Origin of the sequence: Bradyrhizobium sp. STM 3557 (assembly GCF_045571465.1) — a bacterium.
Classification (GTDB): Bacteria; Pseudomonadota; Alphaproteobacteria; order Rhizobiales; family Xanthobacteraceae; genus Bradyrhizobium.
In genome coordinates this window covers 6149925-6173790 of sequence record NZ_CP120697.1, presented here as the reverse complement: position 1 = coordinate 6173790, position 23866 = coordinate 6149925, and the positions used below count along the sequence as shown (strand labels likewise).

Here is a 23866-nt window from a genome sequence, read left to right as displayed (position 1 = left end):
TTCACCACGGTATCAGGCCGTGGCGGGGTTATGCGACGCCATGCGCGATGGCGAGCCGGACCAGTTCGCCGGAGGTACGCACGCCGAGCTTCTGACGGATGATCGACGAGGTGTTGGCAACCGTCTTGTATGATGACTGGACCAGCCAGGCGATCTCGGACAGGCTCTTGCCGGCGCTGAGCAGGCGTACGATCTCCAGCTCGCGCGATGTCAGCTTCGCCAGGGGACTTTGCGCCGCAGCCGGCCCGGCAAAGGCGATGCGACGCGCGATCGCAGGTGGCAGATAGGTATCGCCGCGTCCGACCTGCAAAATCGCCTCGACCAGATCGTTGGGGTCGCCGCTCTTCGACACATAGCCTTTGGCGCCAACCTCGATCGCACGGGCGGCGAACACAGGATCGTCATTCATGCTGAACATGATGATGCGCGCGGCCGGCTGACGCGCCAGGATGCGGCGCGCGAGCTCGAACCCGGACACCGTAGGCAGATTGATGTCGATGACGCAGACGTCAGGCTGTTCGGCCGTGAACACCCGCTCGCCGCTTTCGGCGTCAGCCGCCTCCAGCGGCGCAACGTCGGACTCGCCTGACAGCACCGCGCGGCAGCCTGACGCGACAATAGGATGGTCGTCGACGATCAGCACGCGCATGATCTAAATTCCCCGGGGTGTCGCCTTCTATTGTTGCGGCGCATCAAAGATGCATCGCGCGCATTGTTGCGACATGGTTCGATTAGATCGCCGGCTGATTTATCTGTCAACGCTGGCGAGCCGCATACTAGGACGAAGGACAATGTGGCAGGAACTGTCTTTGCAGACCCGCATCAACGTGCTGCTGGCATTGGTGCTGACGCTCGGGCTTGCCATCAACATCGCGCGCCTTGCGTTGGAAGCGGGCCCGCGCGTGCAGGCCGAGGACCAGAGCGTGATACGGCTGGCGCGCGCCTTCGTCGACACGATCGTGACCGGGTTGAATGAGTCGCCCGATCCGGATGCGCAGCTGAACAGGATTGTCGCCGATCTCAGCCGGCTGCGCCACGTCAGCGTCTTCAGGCAGAGTGCGCTACCATCGCAAGGCGTGGAGCCGGGCGGGGAGAGCCGTGCGCCGGCCTGGTTCGTGTCGCTGGTGCATCCGGAGCAGATGTCCGTCAGCGTGCCCTTGATGGTCGCCGGCCGACCGGATGCGCTGGTGATCACCGCGCATCCGGACGACGAGATCGCGGAAATCTGGGACGGCATCACGACCCAGCTCGTGATCGGGCCGGTGATTGCGGTCGTGCTGTTCCTGTTCACGACGCGCGTTGTCAGCAGCGCGCTCGCGCCGCTGCAACAGCTTTCGCAGGTAATGAGCGCGATCGAGGACGGCGCCTACGACGCGCGGGTAACGCCCGGCGGCGCGCCCGAGCTCGCCGCGCTGTGCCACAAGCTCAACCATCTCGCGGCCACGCTTGGCGCGGCGGTCGAAGACAAGCGCCGCCTCGCTGAGCGTACCGTGTCGTTGCAGGACCAGGAGCGCAAGGAGATCGCGCGTGAGCTGCATGACGAATTCGGTCCGCATCTGTTTGCGCTGCGTGCGCATGCCAGCGCCTTGATGCGGCTGCCCGATTCCGGTGCCGTCGATGTCGGCGCGATGCGGCGGCACGGCCAGGCGATCCTCGATCAGGTCAATGCCGTCCAGCAGTTCAATCGTCGTATTCTGGAACGGTTGCGACCGGTCGGTCTGGCCGAGCTCGGCCTGCGCGAGGCGCTCGGGGCGCTGGTGCGGCTGTGGCGCGAATCCCGTCCCGACGTCGCGATCGCGACCGATATCTCTCCTTCGCTTGGCGTGACCGGCGAGAGCGCCGATCTGACCATCTACCGGGTCGTGCAGGAGGCGCTGACCAATGTGTTCCGCCATGCCGATGCCAGCAGGGTGAATGTGACGATCGCGCCTGCGGGGCAGCGCGGCGGCCGCGCCTACACGATGGTGCAGGTGCGCGATAATGGGCGGGGACTTGGCGACGATCACAAGCTCGGCTTTGGGCTGCTCGGCATGCGCGAGCGGCTGAGTGCACTCGGTGGCACGCTTGATATCGCCTCCGTTGGCGCCGGCGTGACGGTCGAGGCCATGGTGCCTGCCGATGCAGGCTGATGCAATGCTACGTTCTGGACCGGGAATTTTTCCCGACCCGGACGGGACGTTTTGCAGATGGCGCGTTCTGCAATCACCATTCTAAGATTGCTGCACCGACCGGCCGGATTCACAACAGGTCGAGCGGGATTGGTGGGGAATGGGAATGCGCGTTCGTCGCTGGGCGATTTCTTTGTCGATTGCTTTGCTCGTTCCTGCGGAACGCAGCCTCGCTCAGGACGCCGGAACCGAGGTGCAGGAGCTGCCGCCGGTGGAGGTCACGGCGCCGCGAGAGAGCGCCAAGCGGGCACGCACCGCCAGCGCCCCGGTGCGGGTGGTCCGTGCGCGCCCCCGGCCGCGGGCGCTCGTCGCAACCACGCCGGTGCCGAGCGCCAAGGTGGAGGCCGAGAAGGTGCCGATGGGGACCTCCGTGGTGGACAGCAGACAGATCGCGCGCACCGGCTCGTTCAATGTCGGCGAGGCACTGCAGCAGAGCGTCCCCGGGATCAACCTCAGCGAGGTCACCGGCAATCCATTTCAGCCCGATATCGAATATCGCGGCTTCGTCGCCTCGCCGGTCGAAGGGACGCCGCAGGGGCTTGCCGTCTATCAGAACGGCGTGCGCGTCAACGAGGCGTTCGGCGACACGGTCAACTGGGACCTGATTCCGACCGCAGCGATCGCTTCGGTCTCCATCGTCAACAATCCGGCCTTCGGGCTGAATGCGCTTGGCGGCGCCGTCAACGTGCAGATGAAGGACGGCTTCACCTACCACGGTGCCGAGATCAACACGATGGCGGGCAGCTACGGCCGCATCCAGAGCTCGGCGCAATGGGGCAAACAGATCGACAGCAATTTTGCCGTCTATGGCGCCCTTGAAGGGCTGCATGACGACGGCTTCCGCAATTTCTCGCCCGCCAATGTCCGCCGGTTCTATGGTGACGTCGGCTACCGCAATGACGGCAACGAATTCCATCTCAACATGGGGCTGGCCGACAATCGCTTCGGCGCCACGGCCACGGTGCCGGTCGAGCTGCTGCAGCAATATTGGGGCGCAACCTACACCACGCCGCAGACCTTGACCAACCAGGTCGGCTATCTCAACCTGACCGGCAAGGCCGAGGTGACGCCGAGCTGGACGCTGGACGGCACCGCGCATGTGCGCGTGTTCAATCAGAACATGGTCGACGGCAATCCGACCGGCACGCAGCCCTGCGACGATCCCAACGGCGGATTGCTGTGCTTTGGCAACGGCACGACGCCAGCCAACGGCCTGAACGGCGTGCAACTGTCAAACCCGTTCCCGACAGGCACAACGCTCGGCGAGCTCGACCGCACATCGACGCGTTCGACCACGGCCGGCACGTCGCTGCAGGCGACTAACACCGACCAGCTGTTTGGTCACGACAATCGCTTCGTGGTCGGAGGGACCTTCGACGCCAGCGTGACGCATTTCAATGCCAGCGCCGAGCTCGGTACGATCGGATCCGACTTCGTCGTGTCAGGCAGCGGCATCTTCCTCGGCCCGTCCGGATTCATTGGCCCCTCCGGCACCCCCGTCGGCATCGCGCCGGTCTCGCTGCGCACGACCAGCCAGTACACCGGGCTCTATGTGCTCGACACCTTCGACGTCACGCGCGCGTTCTCGATCACCGCGGGCGGGCGCTTCAACGATGCGCGGATCTCGCTGCAGGATCAGCTCGGCACCGCGCTCAACGGCGATCACAGCTATGACCGCTTCAATCCGACCATCGGTGCCACCTACAAGATCACGCCGGAGTTGTCGGCCTATGCTGGGTACACGGAGGCCAATCGTGCACCGACGCCGCTCGAACTCGGCTGCGCCGACCCGGCGCGCCCCTGTATCATTTCGACGTTCCTGGTCGCAGATCCGCCACTGAAGCAGGTGGTGTCACGCACGGTCGAGGCCGGCCTGCGTGGCTCGAAGGAGCTGAACATCGGCACGCTGGAGTGGAAGATCGGCGGCTTCCGCGCCACCAACAGCGACGACATCATGGCCATCCCGAGCCCGGTGCTGCAGGGCTTCGGCTATTTCCAGAATGTCGGTTCGACGCGCCGGCAAGGCATCGAGGCCGAAGCAAAGCTGAGATCGGCCGCGCTTCAGGTCTATTCCAGCTATGCATTGGTCGATGCGCGCTTCCTCGACGCTTTTCAGGTGGGCTCCAACAGCCCCACCGCCGAGGCCAATGGTGGGATCATCCAGATATTGCCGGGTAACGTGATCCCCTCCGTGCCGCGCCACCGGATCAAGGCGGGATTCGATTATTCCATTACCGATGCCTTCAAGGTCGGTGGCGATGCGCTGTTTGTCAGCAGCCAGTATTTCGCGGGCGACGGCGCCAATGTGGAAGCCAAGCTGCCATCCTACACCGTTTTCAACGCGCACGCGTCTTATCAGGTCGACAAGAACGTTCAGGTCTACGGCCGCGTCGACAATCTGTTCGACAATCGCTACGCGACCCATGGGGCGTTTTTCGATATCGGCGCCATTCCCAACCTGTCGAACGGCACCACCTTCACCGATGCCCGCTCGGTCAGCCCGGCGCGGCCGCGCGCCTTCTATGCGGGCGTCAAGGTGACGTTCTAACCACGCCAATGCGCGCCGCGGGCGGCTCGCCCCGCGACGGAGTGCCGTCCTACACGATCTTGTGTCGTCTCACCGAGGTGGAAGGCGCGTGTTCCAGTTGGAACCATCGTCACATCGACGCATTTGAGGACGATTGGTGCGGTTGGCGTGGCCCGTATCCCCGGGAGCGCAACCGCTCTGCGGTGATCAAATGAGCAAGAGCTTGATCGCTTTGGGTTTTGCAGCCTCCCTCATGGGAGTACCGCTGCAATGGGCGATGGCGCGCGATGATGGCCGCTACGCCAACTCTCCGCTGAAATCCTGGTTTGACAGCTTAAGAAGCGGGCGAGGGCCGTGCTGCTCGGACGCCGACGGCATCGCCATTGCGGACCCCGATTGGGAGCTGCAAGGCAGCCACTACCGCGTTCGGCTCGACGGCGAATGGATTGTCGTGCCCGACGACGCCGTGATCACCGAGCCCAATCGGGCCGGGCGGACAATGGTATGGCCGATCAAGGGCACGCTCGGGACCTCGATCCGCTGCTTCATGCCGGGCAATCTGAGCTAAGCCGCGACCGATCTTGTCGGCGACGAGCAGCCCGCGTGCGCTTGGGGACGATCTTTTCCTCGCACGCGGCACGGCCCTCTCGTTGCGGTTTGGCGACAGTGCATCTCGAATGCCTGGCACTGCAGCCTTGGGAACTTCGTCTGATATCGGAAGGAACTTCGTCCGATGTCAGAAATTGCCCCGCTGGGTCATGCATTGAGATGTGGCCCGCACGACCTATCCTTTCCCCTCCAGCCCCGGAGAGGAAGGCCGTGCGCCTGACGTGAGAGAGCTACGAGCCCTTAGCGGCGTCTTGCTCGATCCCACCTCGCGCAGCAATCAAGTGAACATTTTAGATCGGCGAGAAAGGACATGTCATGAGCAAGGAAACACCAAAGGACGACCCCCGGCAACAGACTGACTGGGGTTCGATGAAGCAGACCAACAAGCCGTGGAATGAGAAGCCGGAGAAGGATCAGCGCTCCGAATCCGCCAAGGATCTCGAGAAGTGGGGAGAGACCAAGACCCACTGACAAGCGCCGGATGCGTTGCCCGCGTTGCGGTTGGAGCGGGCGACCCAAGCTGAAAACTGTCCAGGAACATCGATAAGTCCAGTCGATTGAAGCGAAGGAGATCGACAGGAGATTCACGATGCCGCAATCCTATCCTCAGCCGCCTTTTCCGCCGCAACAGCAGTCCATGCCGGGAACGACGGCGCGGATGCAGCCGCGGCCGGACCATGGCGAGACCAGCTACAAGGGATCGGGACGGCTGCAGGGCAAGAAGGCCGTCATCACCGGCGGCGACAGCGGCATCGGCCGCGCCGTCGCGATTGCCTACGCGCGGGAGGGCGCCGACGTCCTGATCGCCTATTTAAACGAGCATGACGATGCCAAGGAGGTCAAGGAGCTGATCGAGAAAGAGGGACGCAAGGCCGTGCTGGTCCCCGGCGATCTGCAGGATGCGGCCCATTGCCGCTCAATCGTTCAGCGCGCAGTGGACGAGCTCGGCGGCATCGACATCCTGGTCAACAACGCCGCCCATCAGGCGACTTTCGCTGACATCGGCGACATCTCTGACGAGGAATGGGAGAAGACCTTCCGCACCAACATCCATGCGATGTTCTACCTGACCAAGGCGGCGGTGCCGCACATGAAACCGGGCAGCGCGATCGTGAATACCGCCTCCGTCAATTCCGACATGCCGAATCCGAGCCTGCTGGCCTATGCCACGACGAAGGGGGCGATCCAGAACTTCACGGCCGGCCTCGCTCAGTTGCTGGCGGAAAAGGGCATCCGCGCCAATGCGGTGGCGCCGGGACCGATCTGGACGCCGTTGATCCCTTCGACCATGTCTGAGGACAGGGTCAAGACGTTCGGCCAGCAGGTGCCGATGAAACGCCCCGGCCAGCCTGCCGAGCTTGCGAGCGCCTACGTCATGCTGGCCGATCCGCTGTCGAGCTACACGTCCGGAACCACGGTCGCGGTCACCGGCGGCAAACCGTTCATCTGAGCCGCGTGCTTCGCGATCAGCGCCTTATTCGGACGCCGCTTGCTGCAGTTGCCGGCCAGCCGCGGACGAGCGTTGCTCGGCCGCTTTCGCATACCACTGGCGAGCCTTGTCGAGATCCGGCGCGACGCCGAGCACATGGAGACGAGCGAGTTGCACCGGATCGAACGTCCCCGCGAGCAATAGCGAGGCGTCCGCTTCGCCATGCTCGGCCAATCGGGCCAGGATCAGGCGGGCGCTTGCAATGTCTCCCACCGCGAGCAGGTCCCTGCCGCGCTTCATCAAGGCCGCCACCTCGTCGCGTGGGAGCGAGGGGGTCACGTGCGACGGCGGGCTGGGCGGCGCGGGCGGCGGCGTCACGTCGGCTGCCGCATGCGAAGCAGCCGTCGCAGCCGGCGGTCGCGCGGGCTCGACCGGCGTCGCTGGCTCTTCAGCGATGGCCGGAGCCGCCGGTGCTGTGACGTGCTCGATACTGGTCTGTGCGACGTTCTCGATGTTGCCCTGTGCGGCTGCCAAAATCGCAGTCGCGGGTCCTGGTGCGACATCGTTCTTCTGCACGCCGGCCTGGGCCGTGCTGATCTGCGCGAGCTGGCTGAGCACAGCGGTCGTGTCGCGGGCCATCGGGCTGCCCGGCAGCTGCACCATATTCGTCACCACATAGGCGACGCCTGCGGCGAGCCCGACGGCGAAGCCGAGCTTGGCCATCGCCAGAAGCCCGACCGAATCGTCGTCATCCTCGGGGAGGGGCGGTATCAGCGCCGGAGGAAGGGCGAGGCGCCACCGGCGATTTGCAGGCATCTCGTTCTCGAACGCGCCGCGGGTGGTCGTGACAAGTTCGAATGCACTGTTATCGACATGCGGCTCGGGCAGGGTGTCTTCCTTGACGGATGCGTGGGAATCCCTGATCAGCACTTCCGCCGCCGCCGCGACCTTGTCATGTAGACGGCGAATCTCCTCCGGCTCGTGATCAAAGAGCGCCGGTGCCGAGGCGGAGATGCTCTCGCTTGCTGCGTCGTGGGCCAGGGAACTCATTTTCTCGCCTCCTGTCGGCTGACGGATCCGGATAGTGTCGCAGTCCTCCTGTCCGAGAGGCGCCAGTCCCGTTCATGCGCCGCCAGTCTGCGCGCGGATTTCGACGGTTCGGCCTGGTGCGGATGCGGGCCTGCGACCGAAAACGCCGCTACAACCTGCGGACGTCCCCGAAGCCGATAGCTTTATGGAAGTTTTTGGCGGGAACGGTAAGCGAGCGCGGCGATTGTGTGATCATTTTCCGACGGACTTGGCGCCGCGTCCGCGCGCAATCGGCCGGGCCGGAACGGCTCGTAGCGATTTTACCGCCTGCCGTCCAGCCTGTGTGACGAGTGATATCTTGCAGCGCCGCGGCGGCGGTGACCGCCGCTGGCTTTTGATCGTGGCAGCTATTCCGCCGTTACAGAGAGAAGCCGGCTGCCTCGATCGCAACCGCAACTGATTCAATGATCGCGGCAAAGCGCACGGCGGTCTGAATTGCCGGGGCGGTGACGCCAGCCTCCTTCAGCGCCTTTTCATGTGCATCGATGCAGGTGCCGCAACCATTGATGGCGGAGATTGCCAGCGACCACAGCTCGAAATCCGCCTTGTCGACACCCGGATTGGCGATGACGTTCATACGTAGGCGGGCCGGCATCGTGGCGTAGTCCTTGTTCGAAGCCAGATGCACGAACCGGTAATACACGTTGTTCATCGCCATGATGGCGGCTGCGGACTTCGCCGCGGCCATCGCGGCCGGCGACAGATGCTCCGCGGCGACCGCCTCGAGCGCCGTCACCACGGTCGAATTGCGGGTCGCGATCGCGCAGGCGACGAACAGGCCGTATTTGGCCTGCGGCGCCAGCGTGTCGTCGGACGCCATTGACGTCAGGTTCAACCTGACATCCTTGGCGAAATCCGGAATCCGGTCCTTCAGCACCTCGATCGACATGATCAGGCGACCTTCAGCGTCTCGCCGCCGACCTCGCGGTTGCAGGGGCAGAGCTCGTCGGTCTGCAGCGCGTCGAGCACGCGCAGCGTGTCCTTCGGGGCGCGGCCGACGTTGAGGTTCGTCGCATAGACGTGCTGGATGGTGTTGTCGGGATCGACGATGAAGGTGTAGCGGTAGGCAACCCCATCAGGCGAGCGGACGCCGAGGCCGTCGACGAGCGCGCCCTTGGTGTCGGCGAACTGCCAGATCGGCAGTTTGTGCAGATCCTTGTGCTCGCGGCGCCAGGCAAGCTTGCAGAACTCGTTGTCGGTCGAACCCCCAAGGACGACCGCGTCACGGTCGGCGAAGTCGTTGGCGAGGCGTGCAAACTCGGCGATCTCGGTCGGGCAGACGAAGGTGAAATCCTTCGGGTAGAAGAAGATGATCTTCCACTTGCCGGGGAAGCTCTTCTCGGTCAGCGTTTCGAAGGCGCTCTCGCCTTTCTCCTCCTGGGCATGAAAGCCCGGCTTGACGCCGACAATTTCGAACGATGGCAGTTGATTTCCGATTCCGAGCATTAGAGCACTCCAAGCAAATTACTGCGCTGCAATAGCGAGCCTCATTGTGCATTGCAAGACGAACGGCGGCCGATCCTCGCGCCACTTTGCCAGTCCAGTGAACCGCTCGAACGCGCCGAGAATTGCGGGCCTTGGATGGCGCAATGCCTTTAGAGATCCGGTTCAGTTCCCAATCAGCGCTGCCATGCATCTTCAGAATGCTGCGCTGCGATTGCGGAACGGCCGATGCCAAGGGCTCGAGAGTTGGATGCTCTTCGGAAATGGCGAGGGAGCAGCCGATGCAAGCGCTGTTGGTGCGGATATTTGGCCTTGTGCCCGATTGGCTCGTCGGGCTTGGGCTGATCGCGTTTGCGATCCTCTGTGCGCTCCTGGTGCACAAGCTGGCGCGCGCGGTGGTCCGGCGCGCCATCCGCCCGCAGAACTCGCTGGCGCTGCCGATCCTGCAGCGAACGGCCGGACCCGCGCGGCTTGCGCTTTGCCTGATTGCCGTCGCGCTGGTGTTGCCTCTGGCACCGCTCGATGGCGAACTGCGCGGTACGCTCACACACCTGTTCGCGGTCGCGACGATCGCGTTGATCGGCTGGATCTCGATCCGCGCCGTTGACCTCGTCGCCGGCCGCTATCTGCAGCGGTTTCGGGTCGATATCGCCGAAAACTTCCTGGCCCGAAAGCATGTCACCCAGGTCAGCGTGTTCAAGCGCGTGGTCGATACGCTGATCATCATCGTGGCGATCTCGACGGCCTTGATGACGTTCGATTCGGTCCGGCAATACGGCGTCAGCCTGTTCGCTTCGGCCGGTGCCGCCGGCGTGATCGTCGGTCTCGCCGCGCGCCCGTTGCTGAGCAACCTGATCGCCGGTGTGCAGATCGCGGTTACCCAGCCGATCCGGATCGAGGATGCCGTCATCATCGAGAACGAATGGGGGTGGGTCGAGGATATCGCTTCGACCTATGTCGTGATCCGGCTATGGGACTGGCGCAGGATGGTCGTGCCGTTGTCTTATTTCATCGAGCGCCCGTTCCAGAACTGGACGCGCGATGCCGCCTCGCTGATCGGCTCGGTGATCCTTCACGTCGACTACTCCGCCGATGTCGCTCGGATCCGTAAGCGCCTGGAGGAAGCCGCGCGTGAATCCAAGCTATGGGACGGTGCGGTGGTCAATCTTCAGGTCGTCGACACCAACACCCGGACCATGGAATTGCGCGCGCTGGTCAGCGCGCGCAATGCGCCGCAATCCTGGGATCTGCGCTGCGAGATCCGCGAGAAGCTGATCGCCTATCTGCAGCGTGAGATGCCCGATGCGCTGCCGCGGGACCGTGCCGATATTTCGCCGCCGCTGGCGCTCTATGACGTACCGCGGCCGGCGCAGTTCGCGCGTGCGCCGAACTAGCTAATACGCGAGCGCCCAGGACTGGATGATGCGAAAGCGAGCGCTTGCATCGTCCTGCTTGAACAGTGCGATGCGGTCGATCGCAAGCCGCTCGAGCCCGAGCACGGCGAACCGTTCGCGTAGCATGGCGAGGATCGAGACGCGCCGCTCCGCGTCGAGTCGGCAGGTGAGCGTCATGTGGAAGCGAAACTCCTCCATGACATAGGGGTAGCCCCAGCGATCGAGATACTCGAGCTGCCGCGGCGTCATTCGCTCCGGCTTGCGGCGCGCACGGTCGTCAGCGCTCAGCGGCGCCCGGAACGGCTCGAAGGCCTGCACGCAGTCGGCTGCAAGCTGTTGCAACTCGGGCGATGGATCGCCCGGAATGACGGCGATGAAGCCGCTGATCGCATCGACCACCGGCCTGATCTGCGGCAGCGCTCGCGCCGTGACGGCGAAGGCTGCGCATGTCTGGCGCAATTGATCTTCGCTGCGATCATCCGCGAGATAGAAGGGCGCCTTGAGCGTGGCATGAAAGCCGTATTTCCGCGCATCCTCCGTCAGTTCGGGCCAATCCGAGACCGCATCGACAGCACCTTTGGCGAACGCGATGTCTTTGCCGGCCCAGGCGTCATAGCCCAGCAAATGCGTGCCGAAGCGATCGAGCGCGCTTCCCTCGGCGGGCGCATAGTAGATGGCGTAGCGCGGCAAGCTTGTCATGGACATCCAACCGTCACGTCCGATCATTCCGCCGCAACTGCTTCGCGACGCGCTGCGGAGGCAGCCGCGAGGCGGCTCGGCTCGGTCAGATGGACGAGGCGGCCGGCAGCGATGACGGCGACGATGCGAGGACGCATTGGCAGCCGATCGTCGACCAGGATGATATCGGCGCGCCGGCCTTCGGCGAGCGCGCCGCGATCGGACAGGCCGGCAGCCTGCGCGGGCGCGGCCGAAATCAGATCCCAGGCCCGCGACAGCGGCACGATGCCGTCCGCCGCGAGGCGGAAGGCGGCGAGCAGGGGGGCCGGATAGTAATAGTCGGAGGCCAGCACCGAGCAGAGGCCTTTCGCGATCATGTCGCTGGCGCGGGTCCACCCGGTATGGCTGCCGCCGCGAACGACATTCGGCGCACCGAACACGATGGCATCGCCGCCGACGGCCGCCTCGCGCGCAGTCTCCTCATTGACTGGAAACTCCGCTATCGCGACGCCTTGGCTGCGGAAGGCCTTGCGCATCTCGGGCGTGTCGTCGTCATGCGACAGCATGCGAACACCGGCCTTGCGCGCCGTCGCCGCCAGCCGCGCGATCGATGCTGGCACCTCGTCGGCGCGTGAAGTAACACGCTCGACCAGACGATCAAAGTCCTCGCCCGATAATCCCGTGCGATCGACCATGCGCTGGCGCTTGTGCGGCTTCTCCAGGCTGGCGACAGTCGCGTCCATATGATCGTTGAAGGCGAACAGGTCGACACGTCGCGCGGCCAGCCACGCAGCGATCTCATCTTCGGCATCGAGATTGTAGGTCTCGTGCCGCAGGTGGAAGCGGGTATCGGCTGCCAGCCGCGGCCGCAGGCCCTCGATGGCCTCGAGCAGGCCGCGCGCGTTGTCCCCGCTGCGCAGGCCCGGCTCCCATGACCAGGTCGTGGCGTGAAAGACAGTGGTGATGCCGTTGCTGATCACCTGGCGATCGCTGTCGATCAGCGCGACATCGAGCGGAAAATCCACGCCGGGGCGCGGCATCATCTGCCGTTCGAAGGCATCGCCATGGATGTCGACGATTCCGGGCAGTGCGAGCAGGTCGCTCGCATCGAGCGAGGATGCGAGGTTTCGGTTGATGGCGCCGATCTCGACGAGCTGGCCGTCCATGACCGACAGCGGAGTCTCGACGAATTCATGGCCGAGCAACGCCCGGCCGCCTGCGACAAAAAGTCCCTTCATGGCTCGGCACTTTGCCGCACCGGCTGCCCGGCGTCGAGAGCGGCCTCATACTTGTCCAGGAAATCACCGATCTCCAGCTGCCGGAAATCGGGCAGCGCGACGCGCAGCGCCTCGTGATCCCAGTCCCACCAGGCGAGTTGGATCAGCCGCTCGGCCACATCTTCTGGGAAACGCTGCCTGATCGGCCGCGCCGGATTGCCGCCAACGATCGTGTAGTCCGGCACGTCCTTGGAAACGACGGCACCGGCCGCAATGACGGCGCCGGTGCCGATCGAGCGGCCCGGCAGTATGATCGCGCCGTGCCCGATCCAGACATCGTGGCCGATCGTGACGTGATGCTGTTTGCGCCAGGCGAAGAACTCGGCCTCGTCCGGCTCGCCTGGAAAATAAGCGCTGGCGCGATAGACGAAGTGCGACTGCGTCGCGCGATGCATCGGATGATTGCCCGGATTGATCCGCGTCATCGCCGCGATCGAGCAGAACTTCCCGATCGTCGTGTAGGTGATCTGGGAATCATTGACCACGTAGGAATAGTCTCCCATCGTTACGTCGAGCAGGATCGTGCGCGCGCCGACCTCGCAATAGGCGCCGAGCGTCGCGCCTCGAACGTTCGCGCTGGGATCGATCAAGGGTTCCGTCGAAAGCGACTTGCCGGCCATATCGAGCTTTGTCCGTCTGCTGCTGATGTCGTCCTCTGCTTGTGCATCGTTGATGACAGCAACATGACGCATTGATGACGGTGTGGACCATTCCAGACCGCGGCGGGGCTGTCACACAGCTGTTGAATCCCGGCGCTAGCGGTGGCGCAGGGGCTAAGCCTGTGGAGCAGTGAATGCTGGTAGTTGAAGGTTTGACGTGCCGGTTTGGTGCGAAAGCCGCCATCGATAACGCGTCATTCTCCGTTGCGCCGGGCAGTTTCGTGGGCGTGATCGGCCGCTCCGGCGCCGGCAAGTCCACGCTTCTCCGTTCGATCAATCGCCTGTCCCCCGTTACGGCGGGCCGCATCAAGTTCAATGATGTCGAGGTCACCGCGCTGCATGGCCGCGAGCTGCGCCGCTGGCGCGCCCGCTCGGCGATGATCTTCCAGCAGTTCAATCTGGTCGGACGGCTTGATGTGCTGACCAACGTGTTGATGGGGAGGCTTGCCGAGGTGCCGTCCTGGCGGTCGCTGGCCCAGCTCTGGCCGGCTCAGGATATCGCGGTCGCGATGTCGGCGCTCGAGCAATTCGACATCGCCGCACTGGCGGCGCAGCGCGCGGATCAGTTGTCGGGCGGGCAGCAGCAGCGCGTTGCAATCGCGCGGGCGCTGGTGCAGGAGCCTGACATCATTCTCGCCGACGAGCCGATCGCCTCGCTCGATCCGCGCAACACCAAGATCGTGATGGATGCGCTGCTGCGCATCAACAAGCATTTCGGCATCACCGTGATCTGCAACCTGCATTCGCTCGATCTGGCTCGTAGCTATTGCGACCGGCTGATCGGCATGGCGACTGGCCGGATCGTGTTCGATGGCGCGCCGGCGGCGCTGACCGCGCAGGTCGCGCGTGAGCTCTACGACCTCGAAGCCAACGACGTGATGGACGGGGCGCCGATGCCCCTGCCTGCAACGGTCCCGGCGCTCGGCGAAGTCGCCGCCGCCTGATGTGTTCCGCGTTCGAAGCGAGGCGTCCGAAGGGGACCCTACCGATACTTGTCACCACCAACCTGATCTTAAAGGTGCAATATGATTGATCGTCGTCTCGTTCTGGCCGGCATGGCCTCGCTGGCCTTGGTTTCCTCCGCATCCGCCGACGACTGGCGCGCCAAATATCCGGAGATCACGTTCGCCGTTCATCCGGAGGAAAATGCCTCGGGTGTGACCGAGCGCTATACGCCGTTCGTCAACTATCTGTCCAAGGAACTCGGGGTAAAGGTGACCCTGCGGATCGCCAACGACTATGCTGCCGTTATCGAGGGGCAGCGTGCCGGCAACATCCACATCGGCTATTATGGGCCTGCCTCGTTCGCACGCGCGCGCCTTACCGGCGTGAAGACCGATGCTTTCGTGATCGATGTGAATACGGACGGCTCGAAGGGCTACTATTCGGTGTTCTACGTGCGGGCCGACAGCCCCTACAAGTCGATCGACGACCTGAAGGGCAAGAATCTCGGCCTGGTCGATCCGAATTCGACCTCGGGCAACAACATGCCGCGCTTCAGCCTGAACCAGAAGGGCATCGATCCCGAGACCTACTTCTCCAAGGTCGTGTTCACGGGCAGTCACGAGAACGCCGTGCTGGCACTGGCGCAGGGCACGGTTGACGTCGCCGCCAACTGGTGGAAGACGGACGACGATTCCAACCTTGCCCGCATGGTCACCAAGAACATGGTGAAGTCGGCCGACGGCAAGACCTTGACGAAGGACGACTTCCGGATCATCGCGAAATCCGATCTCATCATCAACTCGCCCTTTGCCTATCTCAGCGATCTTCCGGATGACATGAAGGCGGCGATCAAGCAGGCGTTTCTGGATGCTGCCACCAAGGATCCTGAGACGTTCAACAAGCTCTCTGACGGCAAGAACAAGCCGTGGGAGCCGACCACCAATGAGGACTTCAACAAGACCATCGAGCTGATCAAGTTCGTCGACGGTCTGCGCAAGAAGGCGTCGTAAGACATCCCAAACAGAAGGGGCCGGGTCGTCGTGACCCGGCTTTTTCGTTCATCCGCTCATCACCAGGCCTGCGATGTCATCGGCGATCTCGCTTCTTCCCGGTCCGCAACTGGCCGCCCTGAATGACGCCTACCGGAGGGCGGTGGGGCGCAGGCGGCTGCGCATCCTGATCAGCGCGGCGCTGTTCATCGTCGTGCTGCTGGTCGCCTGCATCGGCGCCGAAGTGAACCTGAAAACGTTTTTTACCTACTTCGGAAATTTCGTCAGCTATTTCGACCGCATTCTGAAGCTCGATGACGGCACGCGGGTCTGGACCAACATCCCGGAATGGTTCTGGGGCTTGCGCAAATGGCTCAAGATGCTCGGCGAGACGCTGTTGATCAGCTATGTCGGCACGCTGCTCGGCACCGTCTGCGCATTCTGTCTCAACTTTCTCGCCGCCGAGAACACCTCGCCTGTACCATGGCTGCGCTTCGTCGTAAGGCGGCTGCTCGAATTCGCGCGCACCGTGCCGGGCATTGTGTTCGCCCTTATCTTCGTGATGGCATTCGGGCTCGGGCCGATGGCCGGTGTGCTGGCGATCGCGCTCCATACCACCGGCACGCTTGGCAAGCTGTTCTCCGAGGTGGTCGAGAACGCCGACATGAGGCCCGTCGAGGGCATCCGGTCCACCGGTGCGAATTGGCTATCCAGCATGCGCTTTGCAGTGCTGCCACAGGTGATCGCCGGCTATGCGAGCTACACGCTGCTGCGGTTCGAGATCAACGTGCGCGAGGCTTCGGTGATGGGCTTCGTGGGCGCCGGCGGCATCGGCCAGGAGCTCCTGGTCGCGATCCGCAAGTTCTATTATTCCGACGTCAGCGCCATCCTGGTGCTGGTCGTGGTCACCGTGTTTCTGATCGATATCGGCACGGGCTGGCTTCGCGGCCGCCTGTTCGGCGAGGAGGCGCGCACGTGAGGCCGATCGAGGCGCCAGATCCGGCGGTGCTGCGCGAGCGTTATCCGCAGGTTTTCGAGCGGCCGGCTTCCGCGCGGCTCGCGCTGCCGGCGATGCTGCTCTTGGTGCTCGCCATCTTCGTGTTCGGGCTGGTGGATCTCGACTTCTCGCCGGCGCGGCTCGTCGCCGGGCTGCGGCAGCTCGGCTGGATCACGCTGATGATGCTGCCGCCCGATCCGGGTTCGTCGCTGCCGACCTATCTCAAGGCGCTCGGGGAGACCCTGTCGATCGCGGTGCTCGGCACAACCGTGGCCGCAGTGGCGGCGCTGCCGATCAGCCTGCTTGCCGCTCGCAACGTCGTGCCTTCGGTGCTCTTCCGCTTTCCAGTGCGGCGCTTCTTCGACACGATCCGCGGTGTCGACCAGCTGATTTGGGCGCTGGTCTGGATCAACGTCGTCGGCCTCGGTCCGTTTGCCGGCGTACTGGCGATCGCGGTGTCGGATTTCGGCGCGCTCGGCAAGCTGTTCTCGGAGGCGATCGAAGGCGCTGACCGCAAGCAGGTCGAGGGCGTGCGCGCCTCTGGTGGGCACGTGCTGCACGAGATCCGCTTCGGTCTGTTGCCACAGGTGCTGCCGGTCATCGCCGGGCAGGTGCTCTACTTCATCGAATCCAACACTCGCTCGGCCACCATCATCGGTATCGTCGGCGCCGGTGGTATCGGACTGCAGCTCGCCGAGCAGATCCGCGTGCTCGAATGGCAGAAGGTCTCGTTCCTGGTCCTGATGATCCTGGTTGCGGTGGCCGCGATCGACTGGATCTCGAGCAAACTGCGCTTTGCCATTATCGGCCGACGCGCGGTGGCCTGAACACGCCCGGCAAGCGGACGATCCGCTGCGACAGGGTCCGCCACCGCGAGGGCTGCCGAGCAGTCATTGGTCGATAGCGATGGTCAGTCCACCGCGGGGATAAAGCGGAGGGTGCCTGCCCGGCGCGTTGGCAGTCCGGTGTCGTTCGTATGATTGACGCCGTCCATGACGGGCACCTCAGAGAAGTCGAATGGGCTTACCCCATCCAGGCAAGCCACGTTGACGGCATACAGGTTTTGGTCGGATCGTCGTTGATGATGCGTGTATATTCCGCAGCGGGAGCAGAAGAAGTGCTGCGCTGACCCGGTATGGAAGCGGTAGCTTGTTAGCGCGTCCTCGCCCTGCAGGAATCTGATCCCACCCATCTCCGCCATGACAACGACCGCGCCTCGCATCCGGCAGTAGGAGCAAGTGCAGCGGCGGATCGAATTGAAACCCTCACTGAGCCTCGCCTCGAAACGCACAGCGCCGCAATGGCACTGGCCGGCCCGAACATTCGTGTCGCTCATCATGCCGTCTATGTCTCCTGTTAAGATCACTTCTAGCCGCCATTCTTGGTGGGCGGATGAGAACGTCCGGACCGTGCAGCAAGAGTTGGCAGCGGGCTATACCGCCAAGCACGCCACCCCCGAGACGATCGCGAGACAGGATGCAATCCGCCGCACCGTCAGCTCCTCATTCAGGAACAGCCGACCGATCATAGCGGCGTAGATGACGCTGGTCTCGCGCAAGGCCGAAACGACGCCCATCTCGCCGAACTTCATGGCCCAGATGACAATGCCATAAGCAAGAATCGAGACGACCCCGCCCATCAACGCCGTTACGGTCTGCGCTCCGGTGTAGGCCGGAGCTCTCCTGCGCAGAGCGAAGTAAATGATGGGCATCGTCACGCTCCACAACAGGAACATTGCATTGGAATATGCCAAGCTGTCGTTTGCCAGTCTCACTCCGATGCCGTCGACTACTGTGTAGGCGCCAATTAGGACGCCCGTAACGAGCGCCGCCGGGAGAAAATCGGCTCGAACCCTCTCGCGCTGGAAGGCGAGCGACATGATGCCGCCAGAGACAAGCAAAATGCCGATAGCGGACAGGAAAGTAATCGTCTCTTGCGCGAAGACAGCGGCTCCCACCGTAACGAGGACGGGCGAGGAGCCGCGTGAGATGGGGTAGGTCTGACCCAGGTCGCCGGAGCGATAGGTGCGGATCAATGACACGTTATACAACGTATGGATGGCGGCCGACGCGACCACGTATGGCCAACTCGCTGCATTGGGCCAAGATATGAAAACCGTGGTGAAACTCGTGACGCAGACGATGGCTGTCATCATGAGCGTCATCGACCACAAACGGTCGCTGCCGCCTCGAAGCACGGCGTTCCAACTTGCGTGAAGGACTGCGGCGCACGTTACGAAGCCAAATACGATCGGCGTCATGACACCTTAGCTCTCGACTTCGAACGTGACGCGTTCCGCAGCGAAGCGTGAGCGCTTGGTGACCAGCGGCGCGCCATCGGCATCGATATCGGTCGAGTCGACCACGAGAACGGGACGGCCGAGCGCAAGGTCGAGCCGCGTCGCATCGGTCGCGTCGACGATCGCGGCCGTGATCCGGGTCGAAGCGCGGCGATAGTCGCGAACGCCATAATGCGCGAGCAGGGCGGTCATCGAGCGGACCTTTGCGAACACGCCGCCTGCATCGGGGAAGCGATCGGCCGGCAGCCACGAGGTGCTGACACAGATCGGCGTGCGGTCGGCGAAGCGGACGGATTCGATCCGCACCAGCGTTGCACCGGTCTTCAGTCCGAGCTGCCGCGCCAGGTCCCGCGCCGCCGGCTCTTCCGATGTCGCGATGAGCTGGCCGCGCGGCTCGCGACCGCCGGCGCCGACGATCTCGGAGAAGCGGGTACGCGACCTCAGCGGATAGGCCAGCCGCGGCGCCTCGACATAGGTGCCGCTGCCGCGCTCGGCGCGAACCAGCCCGCGCTCGGCCAGCGTCGCAAGCGCCCGCCGCACGGTATGGCGATTGACCCGATAGGTTTCGGCGATCTCGGTCTCGCCCGGCAGCTTCTCGCCGGCCGCGAAGCGGCCGTCCGCGATGTCGCGCTCGATGCCGTCGGCAACCCGGCGCCACAGCGCGACGCCTGATGCAGCGTCCTGCAGGCTCATGGCCGCGTTTCCTTGGGCAGTGTGAAAATCATACCTGTGTCACGAAATCTTCATGGCGCGTCGTTATCAAGTTGTCTAATATCATAGACAACTTCAGTTCGGCAAGATCGAGGTGGGCGTGAGCAGCGAGGCGGCATGGCAGGAGCGGCGCAAGGCGGCGATGCGGGTGCTGGCGCATGCGCCGACCGCAGAGATCGGTTCCAGGCTTGGTGAGATCGAACTGCCCGCGCACGTTCAATTGCGTGAGCCGGAGAACGGTCTCGTGATGGTGCGAGGTCGCGTCGGCGGTGACGGTGCGCCGTTCAATCTCGGCGAAGCCACCGTGTCGCGCGCGGCTGTCAGGCTGGTGAGCGGCGAAGTCGGTTTTGGCTACGCGCTGGGCCGCGACCGCGAAAAGGCGCGTCTGATCGCGCTGTGCGACGCGCTGATTCAGACCGAGGCTTATGCCGGCCTGATCGAGATGCAGGTGATCGTGCCGCTGCGGAACGCGATGGCGGCGAGCCGCACGCAAGCTGCCGCCGAGGCCGCGGCGACGCGGGTTGACTTCTATACGATGGTCAGAGGTGAGGGCTGAAGCATGTCGGTTACCGAGCTTTCGGCGGGCTTCTCTGACAAAGTTATGTCGGCGCAGTCGACCTTCCGCGCCGTGATGGAAGCGATCGCACGCCCAGGCAGTGTGCAGCGCGTAGCCGTGGAACTTGGCGCAGTGCCGGGCCTGATGCCGGCGACGGCGGCCATCGCCTTGACCTTGTTCGATCATGACACGCCGGTCTGGCTCGATCCACGGCTGGCACCTGGCGCCGTCGCCGCATGGGTCAAATTTCATACCGGCGCGCCGGTCACGACGAAGGGCGCGGAAGCGAGCTTCGCGCTGGTCGCCGACGGTGCGTCGTTGCCGCCACTGGACAGTTTCGCGCTCGGCAGCAGCGAATATCCGGATCGTTCGACGACGGTGATCCTGCAGGTCGAGAGCCTGAGCGCAGGACGCGCCTGCGAGCTGCGGGGCCCAGGCATCGACGGTGCCGCGCGGTTGAATGCAACGATTGCGCCGGACGACCTGTTCGATCGGCTAGCGGTCAATGCAAAGCTGTTTCCACGCGGCATCGATGTCGTGCTGGTGCATGACGATGCCATTGTCGCGATCCCGCGGACGACGCGGCTGGTGGGAGTTTGAGCGCATGTATGTTGCAGTCAAAGGCGGCGAGCGCGCCATCGAGAACGCCCACCGGCTGCTCGCCCATGAGCGTCGCGGCGATCGTGCGGTACCGGAGTTGACGCTGTCGCAGATCTCCGAGCAGCTTGGGCTTGCCGTCGACCGTGTGATGGGCGAAGGCTCGCTCTACGATCGCGAGCTCGCGGCACTCGCGATCAAGCAGGCACGCGGCGACCTGATCGAGGCGATTTTTCTCGTGCGGGCATTCCGCGCCACCTTGCCGCGGTTCAGTGCCACCGAGCCGATCGATACCGGCGAGATGCAGGTGCGGCGGCGCATCTCGGCCGTCTTCAAGGATATTCCTGGCGGCCAGGTGCTCGGGCCGACCTTCGACTACACGCATCGTCTGCTCGATCCGCAGCTCGCGGAAGGTTTTGAGCCGGAGGCGCCGGCAACGGGCGAGGCGCCTGACACGGCGATGCCGCGCGTCACCGACATTCTCGGTCGCGACGGTCTGATCGAGACGTCCCCGCAGAGCGACGGCGATGCACCGGTCGGTGATCTCACCCGCGAACCGCTGAGCTTCCCGGCTGGGCGCGATCTGCGGCTGCAGAATCTCGCGCGCGGCGATGAAGGCTTCCTGCTGGCGCTCGGCTATTCGACCCAGCGCGGCTATGGCCGCAATCACCCCTTCGCCGGCGAGATCCGCTTCGGTGAGGTCGAGGTCGAATTCTTTGCCGAGGAGGTCGGCTTCACGGTGCCGCTCGGCTCCATCGAGGTGACCGAATGCCAGATGGTGAATCAGTTCAAGGGCACGGCGACGGAAGCGCCGTGCTTCACGCGAGGCTACGGTCTCGCCTTCGGACAGAGCGAGCGCAAGACCATGTCGATGGCGCTCGTTGATCGCGCGCTGCGCGCGCGCGAGCTCGGCGAGGACGTCAAGGCGCCCGCGCAGGACGAGGAGTTCGTCATGTCGCATTCCGACAATGTGCAGGCCACCGGCTTCGTCGAGCACCTGAAGCTGCCGCATTATGTCGACTTCCAGTCCGAACTCGGGCTGCTGCGCAAGCTCAGGGCCGAGTTCGCCGAAGCCAACGACTCGGCGGCGCTGAAGGAGGCCGCGGAATGAACGCGCCCGCTTACAATTTCGCCTATCTCGACGAGCAGACCAAGCGGATGATCCGCCGCGCGATCCTGAAGGCGATCGCGATTCCCGGCTATCAGGTGCCGTTTGCCAGCCGCGAGATGCCGATGCCCTATGGCTGGGGCACCGGCGGCGTGCAGGTGACGGCCTCGATCCTTGGGCCTGACGACGTGCTCAAGGTGATCGATCAGGGCTCCGACGACACCACGAACGCGATCTCGATCCGCAAATTCTTCGCCAAGACCGCCGGGGTCGCGACCACGACGTCCACTGAGGCGGCGACCGTGATCCAGACCCGTCACCGCATTCCGGAGGCGCCGCTGCGCGCCGGCCAGGTGCTGGTCTATCAGGTGCCGATCCCCGAGCCGCTGCGGTTCCTCGAGCCGCGCGAGACCGAGACGCGCCGCATGCATGCGCTGGCCGAATATGGGCTGATGCATGTGAAGCTCTACGAGGACATCGCGCGCTTTGGCCATATCGCCACGGCCTACGCCTATCCGGTGAAGGTCAATGCGCGCTATGTGATGGACCCGTCGCCGACGCCGAAATTCGACAATCCCAAGATGGACAATTGCGCGGCGCTGCAGCTGTTCGGCGCCGGCCGGGAGAAACGGATCTATGCGATCCCTCCGTTTACGTCGGTGGTATCGCTCGATTTCGAGGACCATCCCTTCAAGCGCTACAAGTTCGACGCGCCCTGCGCGTTGTGCGGAGCTGAGGATTCGTATCTCGACGAGATCGTCACCGACGACAAGGGCAGTCGGATGTTCGTCTGTTCCGACACCGATTTTTGCGAGGGGCGGCAGGCTGCCGGCCATCATGGCAGCGCGAATGCCGCGCCTTACAAGGGAGCCGCGTGATGGCCGCGACGCAGAATGGAGCCGATCAGCGGCTGCTGGTCGCAGACGGCCTGGCCAAGAGCTATGGCCGGCTCGTAGCCTGCCGCGACATCTCGTTTTCGCTTTATCCCGGCGAGGTGCTCGCGATCGTCGGCGAATCCGGATCGGGCAAGTCGACATTGCTGCAGATGCTGTCGGCGCAGCTTGCGCCCACCAGCGGCCGTGTCTCCTATCGGATGCGTGATGGTGTGCTGCGCGATCTCGCCGGCCTCGGCGAGGCGGAGCGGCGCTTCCTGTTTCGCACCGATTGGGGCTATGTGCACCAGGACCCGGCGCAAGGCCTGCGCATGGCGGTCTCGGCCGGCGCCAATGTCGGCGAGCGACTGATGGCCGTCGGCTGGAATCATTACGGCCGCATCCGCCAGACCGCATCGTCCTGGCTGCAGAAGGTCGAGATCGACGTCGAGCGCATCGACGATGCGCCGCGGACCTATTCCGGTGGCATGCGGCAGCGGCTTCAGATCGCGCGCAACCTCGTCACCGAGCCACGGCTTGTCTTCATGGACGAGCCGACCGGCGGCCTCGACGTCTCCGTGCAGGCGCGACTGCTCGATCTGATGCGCAGCCTCGTCAACGAGCTTGGGTTAGCTGCGATCGTCGTCACGCACGATCTCGCGGTGGCGCGGCTCTTGTCGCACCGGGTGATGGTGATGAAGCAGGGCAGGGTGGTCGAGACCGGCCTGACTGACCAGGTGCTGGACGACCCGCGCGAGCCGTACACCCAGCTCCTCGTTTCCTCGATCCTGCCCGCATGAGAGTGCGCCCATGACCGTTATGATCGAGATCGAGAACGCAGAGAAGTCCTTCACCATGCATCTGCAGGGTGGCGTGACGCTGCCGGTGGTGCGTGGCGTGTCGTTCCAGGTGAACTCGGGCGAGTGCGTGGTGCTGTCCGGACCGTCGGGCGCCGGCAAGTCGTCGATCCTGAAGATGATCTTCGGCAATTATCGTTGCGATGGCGGCGGGATCGGCGTGCGGCATCAAGGCGCCATTCTCGACTTGGCGAAGGCGGAGCCGCGCACCGTGCTGAATGCGCGCCGCGACACGATCGGCTATGTCAGTCAGTTTCTGCGTGCGGTGCCGCGCGTGCCGGCGCTCGATGTCGTGGCCGAGCCGTTGCTGGCAGCCGGCGCCTCGCGCGAGCACGCGCGTGAGCAGGCGGGAAACCTGCTGCGCCGCCTCAACATCCCGGAGCGGCTGTGGGCGTTGCCGCCCTCGACCTTCTCCGGTGGCGAGCAACAGCGCGTCAACATCGCCCGCGGCTTCATCTCAAACCTGCCGGTGCTGCTGCTCGACGAGCCGACGGCCTCGCTCGATGCGGCCAACCGCGCGGTGGTGCTCGATCTGATCGGTGCCAAGAAGCGCGCCGGCGTGGCGATGCTTGCCATCGTCCATGATGACGAGATCCGCCACGCGATCGCCGATCGCATCGTTGATGTCACGACGTTTGCAGCCGCGGCATGAGGGAAGGCGG

At 64.2% G+C, this 23866-nt stretch carries 26 protein-coding genes; 16 read left to right on the top strand and 10 right to left on the bottom strand.

The genetic code is table 11. The annotated features are described in order from the left end of the window. Positions 1 to 28: 28 nt before the first annotated feature. Complete coding sequence (locus tag P6U24_RS28570; protein WP_407155772.1) at positions 29 to 649, bottom strand: response regulator; 621 nt, start codon at positions 647 to 649, stop codon at positions 29 to 31. Between the two features lie 142 nt (positions 650 to 791). On the opposite strand from P6U24_RS28570, the gene P6U24_RS28565 reads away from it, so the two are divergent. The 5 genes from P6U24_RS28565 (at position 792) to P6U24_RS28545 (ending at position 6754) form a co-directional block, all read left to right on the top strand. After that, positions 792 to 2129, top strand: a complete 1338-nt coding sequence (locus P6U24_RS28565; protein WP_407155771.1) for a histidine kinase — start codon at positions 792 to 794, stop codon at positions 2127 to 2129. Positions 2130 to 2274: 145 nt separating this feature from the next. After that, positions 2275 to 4716 (top strand): TonB-dependent receptor, encoded by a 2442-nt coding sequence (locus P6U24_RS28560; RefSeq protein WP_407155770.1) that lies wholly within the window; start codon positions 2275 to 2277, stop codon positions 4714 to 4716. A 190-nt stretch (positions 4717 to 4906) separates the two neighbouring features. Further along, positions 4907 to 5263, top strand: coding sequence for a hypothetical protein (locus P6U24_RS28555; protein ID WP_407155769.1), 357 nt, complete (start codon positions 4907 to 4909; stop codon positions 5261 to 5263). A 356-nt stretch (positions 5264 to 5619) separates the two neighbouring features. Continuing rightward, on the top strand, positions 5620 to 5775 hold the full coding sequence (locus tag P6U24_RS28550; protein WP_407155768.1) for a hypothetical protein: 156 nt from the start codon (positions 5620 to 5622) through the stop codon (positions 5773 to 5775). 118 nt (positions 5776 to 5893) lie between these two features. Continuing rightward, positions 5894 to 6754 (top strand): SDR family oxidoreductase, encoded by an 861-nt coding sequence (locus P6U24_RS28545; protein WP_407155767.1) that lies wholly within the window; start codon positions 5894 to 5896, stop codon positions 6752 to 6754. Between the two features lie 24 nt (positions 6755 to 6778). Here the strand turns inward: P6U24_RS28545 and P6U24_RS28540 are convergent, their stop codons facing one another. From P6U24_RS28540 to P6U24_RS28530, 3 genes are all read right to left on the bottom strand, one after another. Continuing rightward, the gene (locus tag P6U24_RS28540) at positions 6779 to 7783 is read right to left on the bottom strand and encodes a hypothetical protein (RefSeq protein ID WP_407155766.1); all 1005 of its coding nucleotides are present in this window, start codon (positions 7781 to 7783) and stop codon (positions 6779 to 6781) included. Between the two features lie 397 nt (positions 7784 to 8180). Next, a complete protein-coding gene (locus tag P6U24_RS28535) occupies positions 8181 to 8711 on the bottom strand; it encodes a carboxymuconolactone decarboxylase family protein (RefSeq protein ID WP_407155765.1) in 531 nt (176 codons plus the stop codon). A 2-nt stretch (positions 8712 to 8713) separates the two neighbouring features. Further along, positions 8714 to 9268, bottom strand: a complete 555-nt coding sequence (locus P6U24_RS28530; protein WP_407155764.1) for a peroxiredoxin — start codon at positions 9266 to 9268, stop codon at positions 8714 to 8716. A 278-nt stretch (positions 9269 to 9546) separates the two neighbouring features. On the opposite strand from P6U24_RS28530, the gene P6U24_RS28525 reads away from it, so the two are divergent. After that, positions 9547 to 10659, top strand: coding sequence for a mechanosensitive ion channel family protein (locus tag P6U24_RS28525; protein ID WP_407155763.1), 1113 nt, complete (start codon positions 9547 to 9549; stop codon positions 10657 to 10659). On the opposite strand, the gene P6U24_RS28520 is transcribed toward P6U24_RS28525, so the two are convergent. From P6U24_RS28520 to P6U24_RS28510, 3 genes are read right to left on the bottom strand one after another with little or no spacing between them, the layout of a single operon-like run. Beyond that, positions 10660 to 11358 carry a DUF1045 domain-containing protein gene (locus P6U24_RS28520; protein ID WP_407155762.1) on the bottom strand — a complete coding sequence of 233 codons (699 nt, stop codon included), beginning with the start codon at positions 11356 to 11358 and terminating at the stop codon, positions 10660 to 10662. A gap of 23 nt (positions 11359 to 11381) precedes the next feature. Further along, complete coding sequence (locus P6U24_RS28515) at positions 11382 to 12575, bottom strand: alpha-D-ribose 1-methylphosphonate 5-triphosphate diphosphatase (RefSeq protein WP_407155761.1); 1194 nt, start codon at positions 12573 to 12575, stop codon at positions 11382 to 11384. Beyond that, a complete protein-coding gene (locus P6U24_RS28510; protein ID WP_407155760.1) occupies positions 12572 to 13234 on the bottom strand; it encodes a DapH/DapD/GlmU-related protein in 663 nt (220 codons plus the stop codon). Before P6U24_RS28510 ends, P6U24_RS28515 begins: the two co-directional genes overlap by 4 nt. A 173-nt stretch (positions 13235 to 13407) precedes the next feature. Between P6U24_RS28510 and phnC the strand changes: the two genes are divergently transcribed. The 4 genes from phnC (at position 13408) to phnE (P6U24_RS28490) (ending at position 17031) form a co-directional block, all read left to right on the top strand. Next, positions 13408 to 14217, top strand: coding sequence for a phosphonate ABC transporter ATP-binding protein (gene phnC, locus P6U24_RS28505; protein WP_407155759.1), 810 nt, complete (start codon positions 13408 to 13410; stop codon positions 14215 to 14217). Between the two features lie 81 nt (positions 14218 to 14298). Further along, a complete protein-coding gene (gene phnD / locus P6U24_RS28500) occupies positions 14299 to 15228 on the top strand; it encodes a phosphonate ABC transporter substrate-binding protein (protein WP_407155758.1) in 930 nt (309 codons plus the stop codon). 73 nt (positions 15229 to 15301) lie between these two features. Further along, entirely contained in the window at positions 15302 to 16186 is an 885-nt protein-coding gene (gene phnE, locus P6U24_RS28495; RefSeq protein WP_407155757.1) for a phosphonate ABC transporter, permease protein PhnE, read from the top strand. After that, a complete protein-coding gene (gene phnE, locus P6U24_RS28490; RefSeq protein WP_407155756.1) occupies positions 16183 to 17031 on the top strand; it encodes a phosphonate ABC transporter, permease protein PhnE in 849 nt (282 codons plus the stop codon). Before phnE (P6U24_RS28495) ends, phnE (P6U24_RS28490) begins: the two co-directional genes overlap by 4 nt. 83 nt (positions 17032 to 17114) lie before the next feature. Here the strand turns inward: phnE (P6U24_RS28490) and P6U24_RS28485 are convergent, their stop codons facing one another. The 3 genes from P6U24_RS28485 to phnF form a co-directional block, all read right to left on the bottom strand. Beyond that, positions 17115 to 17543: a GFA family protein gene (locus P6U24_RS28485; protein WP_407155755.1), complete on the bottom strand. Its 429-nt coding sequence runs from the start codon at positions 17541 to 17543 to the stop codon at positions 17115 to 17117. 93 nt (positions 17544 to 17636) lie between these two features. Then, complete coding sequence (locus P6U24_RS28480) at positions 17637 to 18464, bottom strand: EamA family transporter (RefSeq protein WP_407155754.1); 828 nt, start codon at positions 18462 to 18464, stop codon at positions 17637 to 17639. A gap of 6 nt (positions 18465 to 18470) precedes the next feature. After that, positions 18471 to 19196 carry a phosphonate metabolism transcriptional regulator PhnF gene (phnF, locus tag P6U24_RS28475; RefSeq protein ID WP_407155753.1) on the bottom strand — a complete coding sequence of 242 codons (726 nt, stop codon included), beginning with the start codon at positions 19194 to 19196 and terminating at the stop codon, positions 18471 to 18473. A gap of 160 nt (positions 19197 to 19356) precedes the next feature. Between phnF and phnG the strand changes: the two genes are divergently transcribed. The 6 genes from phnG to phnL are packed head-to-tail and all read left to right on the top strand — an operon-like array spanning position 19357 to position 23856. Further along, positions 19357 to 19770, top strand: a complete 414-nt coding sequence (gene phnG / locus P6U24_RS28470; RefSeq protein WP_407155752.1) for a phosphonate C-P lyase system protein PhnG — start codon at positions 19357 to 19359, stop codon at positions 19768 to 19770. A 3-nt stretch (positions 19771 to 19773) separates the two neighbouring features. Further along, positions 19774 to 20370, top strand: coding sequence for a phosphonate C-P lyase system protein PhnH (gene phnH, locus P6U24_RS28465; protein ID WP_407155751.1), 597 nt, complete (start codon positions 19774 to 19776; stop codon positions 20368 to 20370). 4 nt (positions 20371 to 20374) lie between these two features. Beyond that, a complete protein-coding gene (locus tag P6U24_RS28460; protein WP_407155750.1) occupies positions 20375 to 21478 on the top strand; it encodes a carbon-phosphorus lyase complex subunit PhnI in 1104 nt (367 codons plus the stop codon). Beyond that, positions 21475 to 22353, top strand: a complete 879-nt coding sequence (locus P6U24_RS28455) for an alpha-D-ribose 1-methylphosphonate 5-phosphate C-P-lyase PhnJ (RefSeq protein ID WP_407155749.1) — start codon at positions 21475 to 21477, stop codon at positions 22351 to 22353. The genes P6U24_RS28460 and P6U24_RS28455 overlap by 4 nt, the downstream gene beginning before the upstream one ends. After that, complete coding sequence (phnK, locus tag P6U24_RS28450) at positions 22353 to 23147, top strand: phosphonate C-P lyase system protein PhnK (protein ID WP_407155748.1); 795 nt, start codon at positions 22353 to 22355, stop codon at positions 23145 to 23147. The genes P6U24_RS28455 and phnK overlap by 1 nt, the downstream gene beginning before the upstream one ends. Positions 23148 to 23157: 10 nt before the next feature. After that, positions 23158 to 23856: a phosphonate C-P lyase system protein PhnL gene (gene phnL, locus P6U24_RS28445; protein WP_407155747.1), complete on the top strand. Its 699-nt coding sequence runs from the start codon at positions 23158 to 23160 to the stop codon at positions 23854 to 23856. Positions 23857 to 23866 lie beyond the last annotated feature (10 nt).

What these genes read in the sequence shown, in the direction of transcription:
- P6U24_RS28570 (WP_407155772.1), bottom strand. Translation starts at nt 649, where the DNA reads ATGCGCGTGCTGATCGTCGACGACCATCCTATTGTCGCGTCAGGCTGC.
- P6U24_RS28565 (WP_407155771.1), top strand. Translation starts at nt 792, where the DNA reads ATGTGGCAGGAACTGTCTTTGCAGACCCGCATCAACGTGCTGCTGGCA.
- P6U24_RS28560 (WP_407155770.1), top strand. Translation starts at nt 2,275, where the DNA reads ATGCGCGTTCGTCGCTGGGCGATTTCTTTGTCGATTGCTTTGCTCGTT.
- P6U24_RS28555 (WP_407155769.1), top strand. Translation starts at nt 4,907, where the DNA reads ATGAGCAAGAGCTTGATCGCTTTGGGTTTTGCAGCCTCCCTCATGGGA.
- P6U24_RS28550 (WP_407155768.1), top strand. Translation starts at nt 5,620, where the DNA reads ATGAGCAAGGAAACACCAAAGGACGACCCCCGGCAACAGACTGACTGG.
- P6U24_RS28545 (WP_407155767.1), top strand. Translation starts at nt 5,894, where the DNA reads ATGCCGCAATCCTATCCTCAGCCGCCTTTTCCGCCGCAACAGCAGTCC.
- P6U24_RS28540 (WP_407155766.1), bottom strand. Translation starts at nt 7,783, where the DNA reads ATGAGTTCCCTGGCCCACGACGCAGCAAGCGAGAGCATCTCCGCCTCG.
- P6U24_RS28535 (WP_407155765.1), bottom strand. Translation starts at nt 8,711, where the DNA reads ATGTCGATCGAGGTGCTGAAGGACCGGATTCCGGATTTCGCCAAGGAT.
- P6U24_RS28530 (WP_407155764.1), bottom strand. Translation starts at nt 9,268, where the DNA reads ATGCTCGGAATCGGAAATCAACTGCCATCGTTCGAAATTGTCGGCGTC.
- P6U24_RS28525 (WP_407155763.1), top strand. Translation starts at nt 9,547, where the DNA reads ATGCAAGCGCTGTTGGTGCGGATATTTGGCCTTGTGCCCGATTGGCTC.
- P6U24_RS28520 (WP_407155762.1), bottom strand. Translation starts at nt 11,358, where the DNA reads ATGACAAGCTTGCCGCGCTACGCCATCTACTATGCGCCCGCCGAGGGA.
- P6U24_RS28515 (WP_407155761.1), bottom strand. Translation starts at nt 12,575, where the DNA reads ATGAAGGGACTTTTTGTCGCAGGCGGCCGGGCGTTGCTCGGCCATGAA.
- P6U24_RS28510 (WP_407155760.1), bottom strand. Translation starts at nt 13,234, where the DNA reads ATGGCCGGCAAGTCGCTTTCGACGGAACCCTTGATCGATCCCAGCGCG.
- phnC (WP_407155759.1), top strand. Translation starts at nt 13,408, where the DNA reads ATGCTGGTAGTTGAAGGTTTGACGTGCCGGTTTGGTGCGAAAGCCGCC.
- phnD (WP_407155758.1), top strand. Translation starts at nt 14,299, where the DNA reads ATGATTGATCGTCGTCTCGTTCTGGCCGGCATGGCCTCGCTGGCCTTG.
- phnE (WP_407155757.1), top strand. Translation starts at nt 15,302, where the DNA reads ATGTCATCGGCGATCTCGCTTCTTCCCGGTCCGCAACTGGCCGCCCTG.
- P6U24_RS28485 (WP_407155755.1), bottom strand. Translation starts at nt 17,543, where the DNA reads ATGATGAGCGACACGAATGTTCGGGCCGGCCAGTGCCATTGCGGCGCT.
- P6U24_RS28480 (WP_407155754.1), bottom strand. Translation starts at nt 18,464, where the DNA reads ATGACGCCGATCGTATTTGGCTTCGTAACGTGCGCCGCAGTCCTTCAC.
- phnF (WP_407155753.1), bottom strand. Translation starts at nt 19,196, where the DNA reads ATGAGCCTGCAGGACGCTGCATCAGGCGTCGCGCTGTGGCGCCGGGTT.
- phnG (WP_407155752.1), top strand. Translation starts at nt 19,357, where the DNA reads ATGCGGGTGCTGGCGCATGCGCCGACCGCAGAGATCGGTTCCAGGCTT.
- phnH (WP_407155751.1), top strand. Translation starts at nt 19,774, where the DNA reads ATGTCGGTTACCGAGCTTTCGGCGGGCTTCTCTGACAAAGTTATGTCG.
- P6U24_RS28460 (WP_407155750.1), top strand. Translation starts at nt 20,375, where the DNA reads ATGTATGTTGCAGTCAAAGGCGGCGAGCGCGCCATCGAGAACGCCCAC.
- P6U24_RS28455 (WP_407155749.1), top strand. Translation starts at nt 21,475, where the DNA reads ATGAACGCGCCCGCTTACAATTTCGCCTATCTCGACGAGCAGACCAAG.
- phnK (WP_407155748.1), top strand. Translation starts at nt 22,353, where the DNA reads ATGGCCGCGACGCAGAATGGAGCCGATCAGCGGCTGCTGGTCGCAGAC.
- phnL (WP_407155747.1), top strand. Translation starts at nt 23,158, where the DNA reads ATGACCGTTATGATCGAGATCGAGAACGCAGAGAAGTCCTTCACCATG.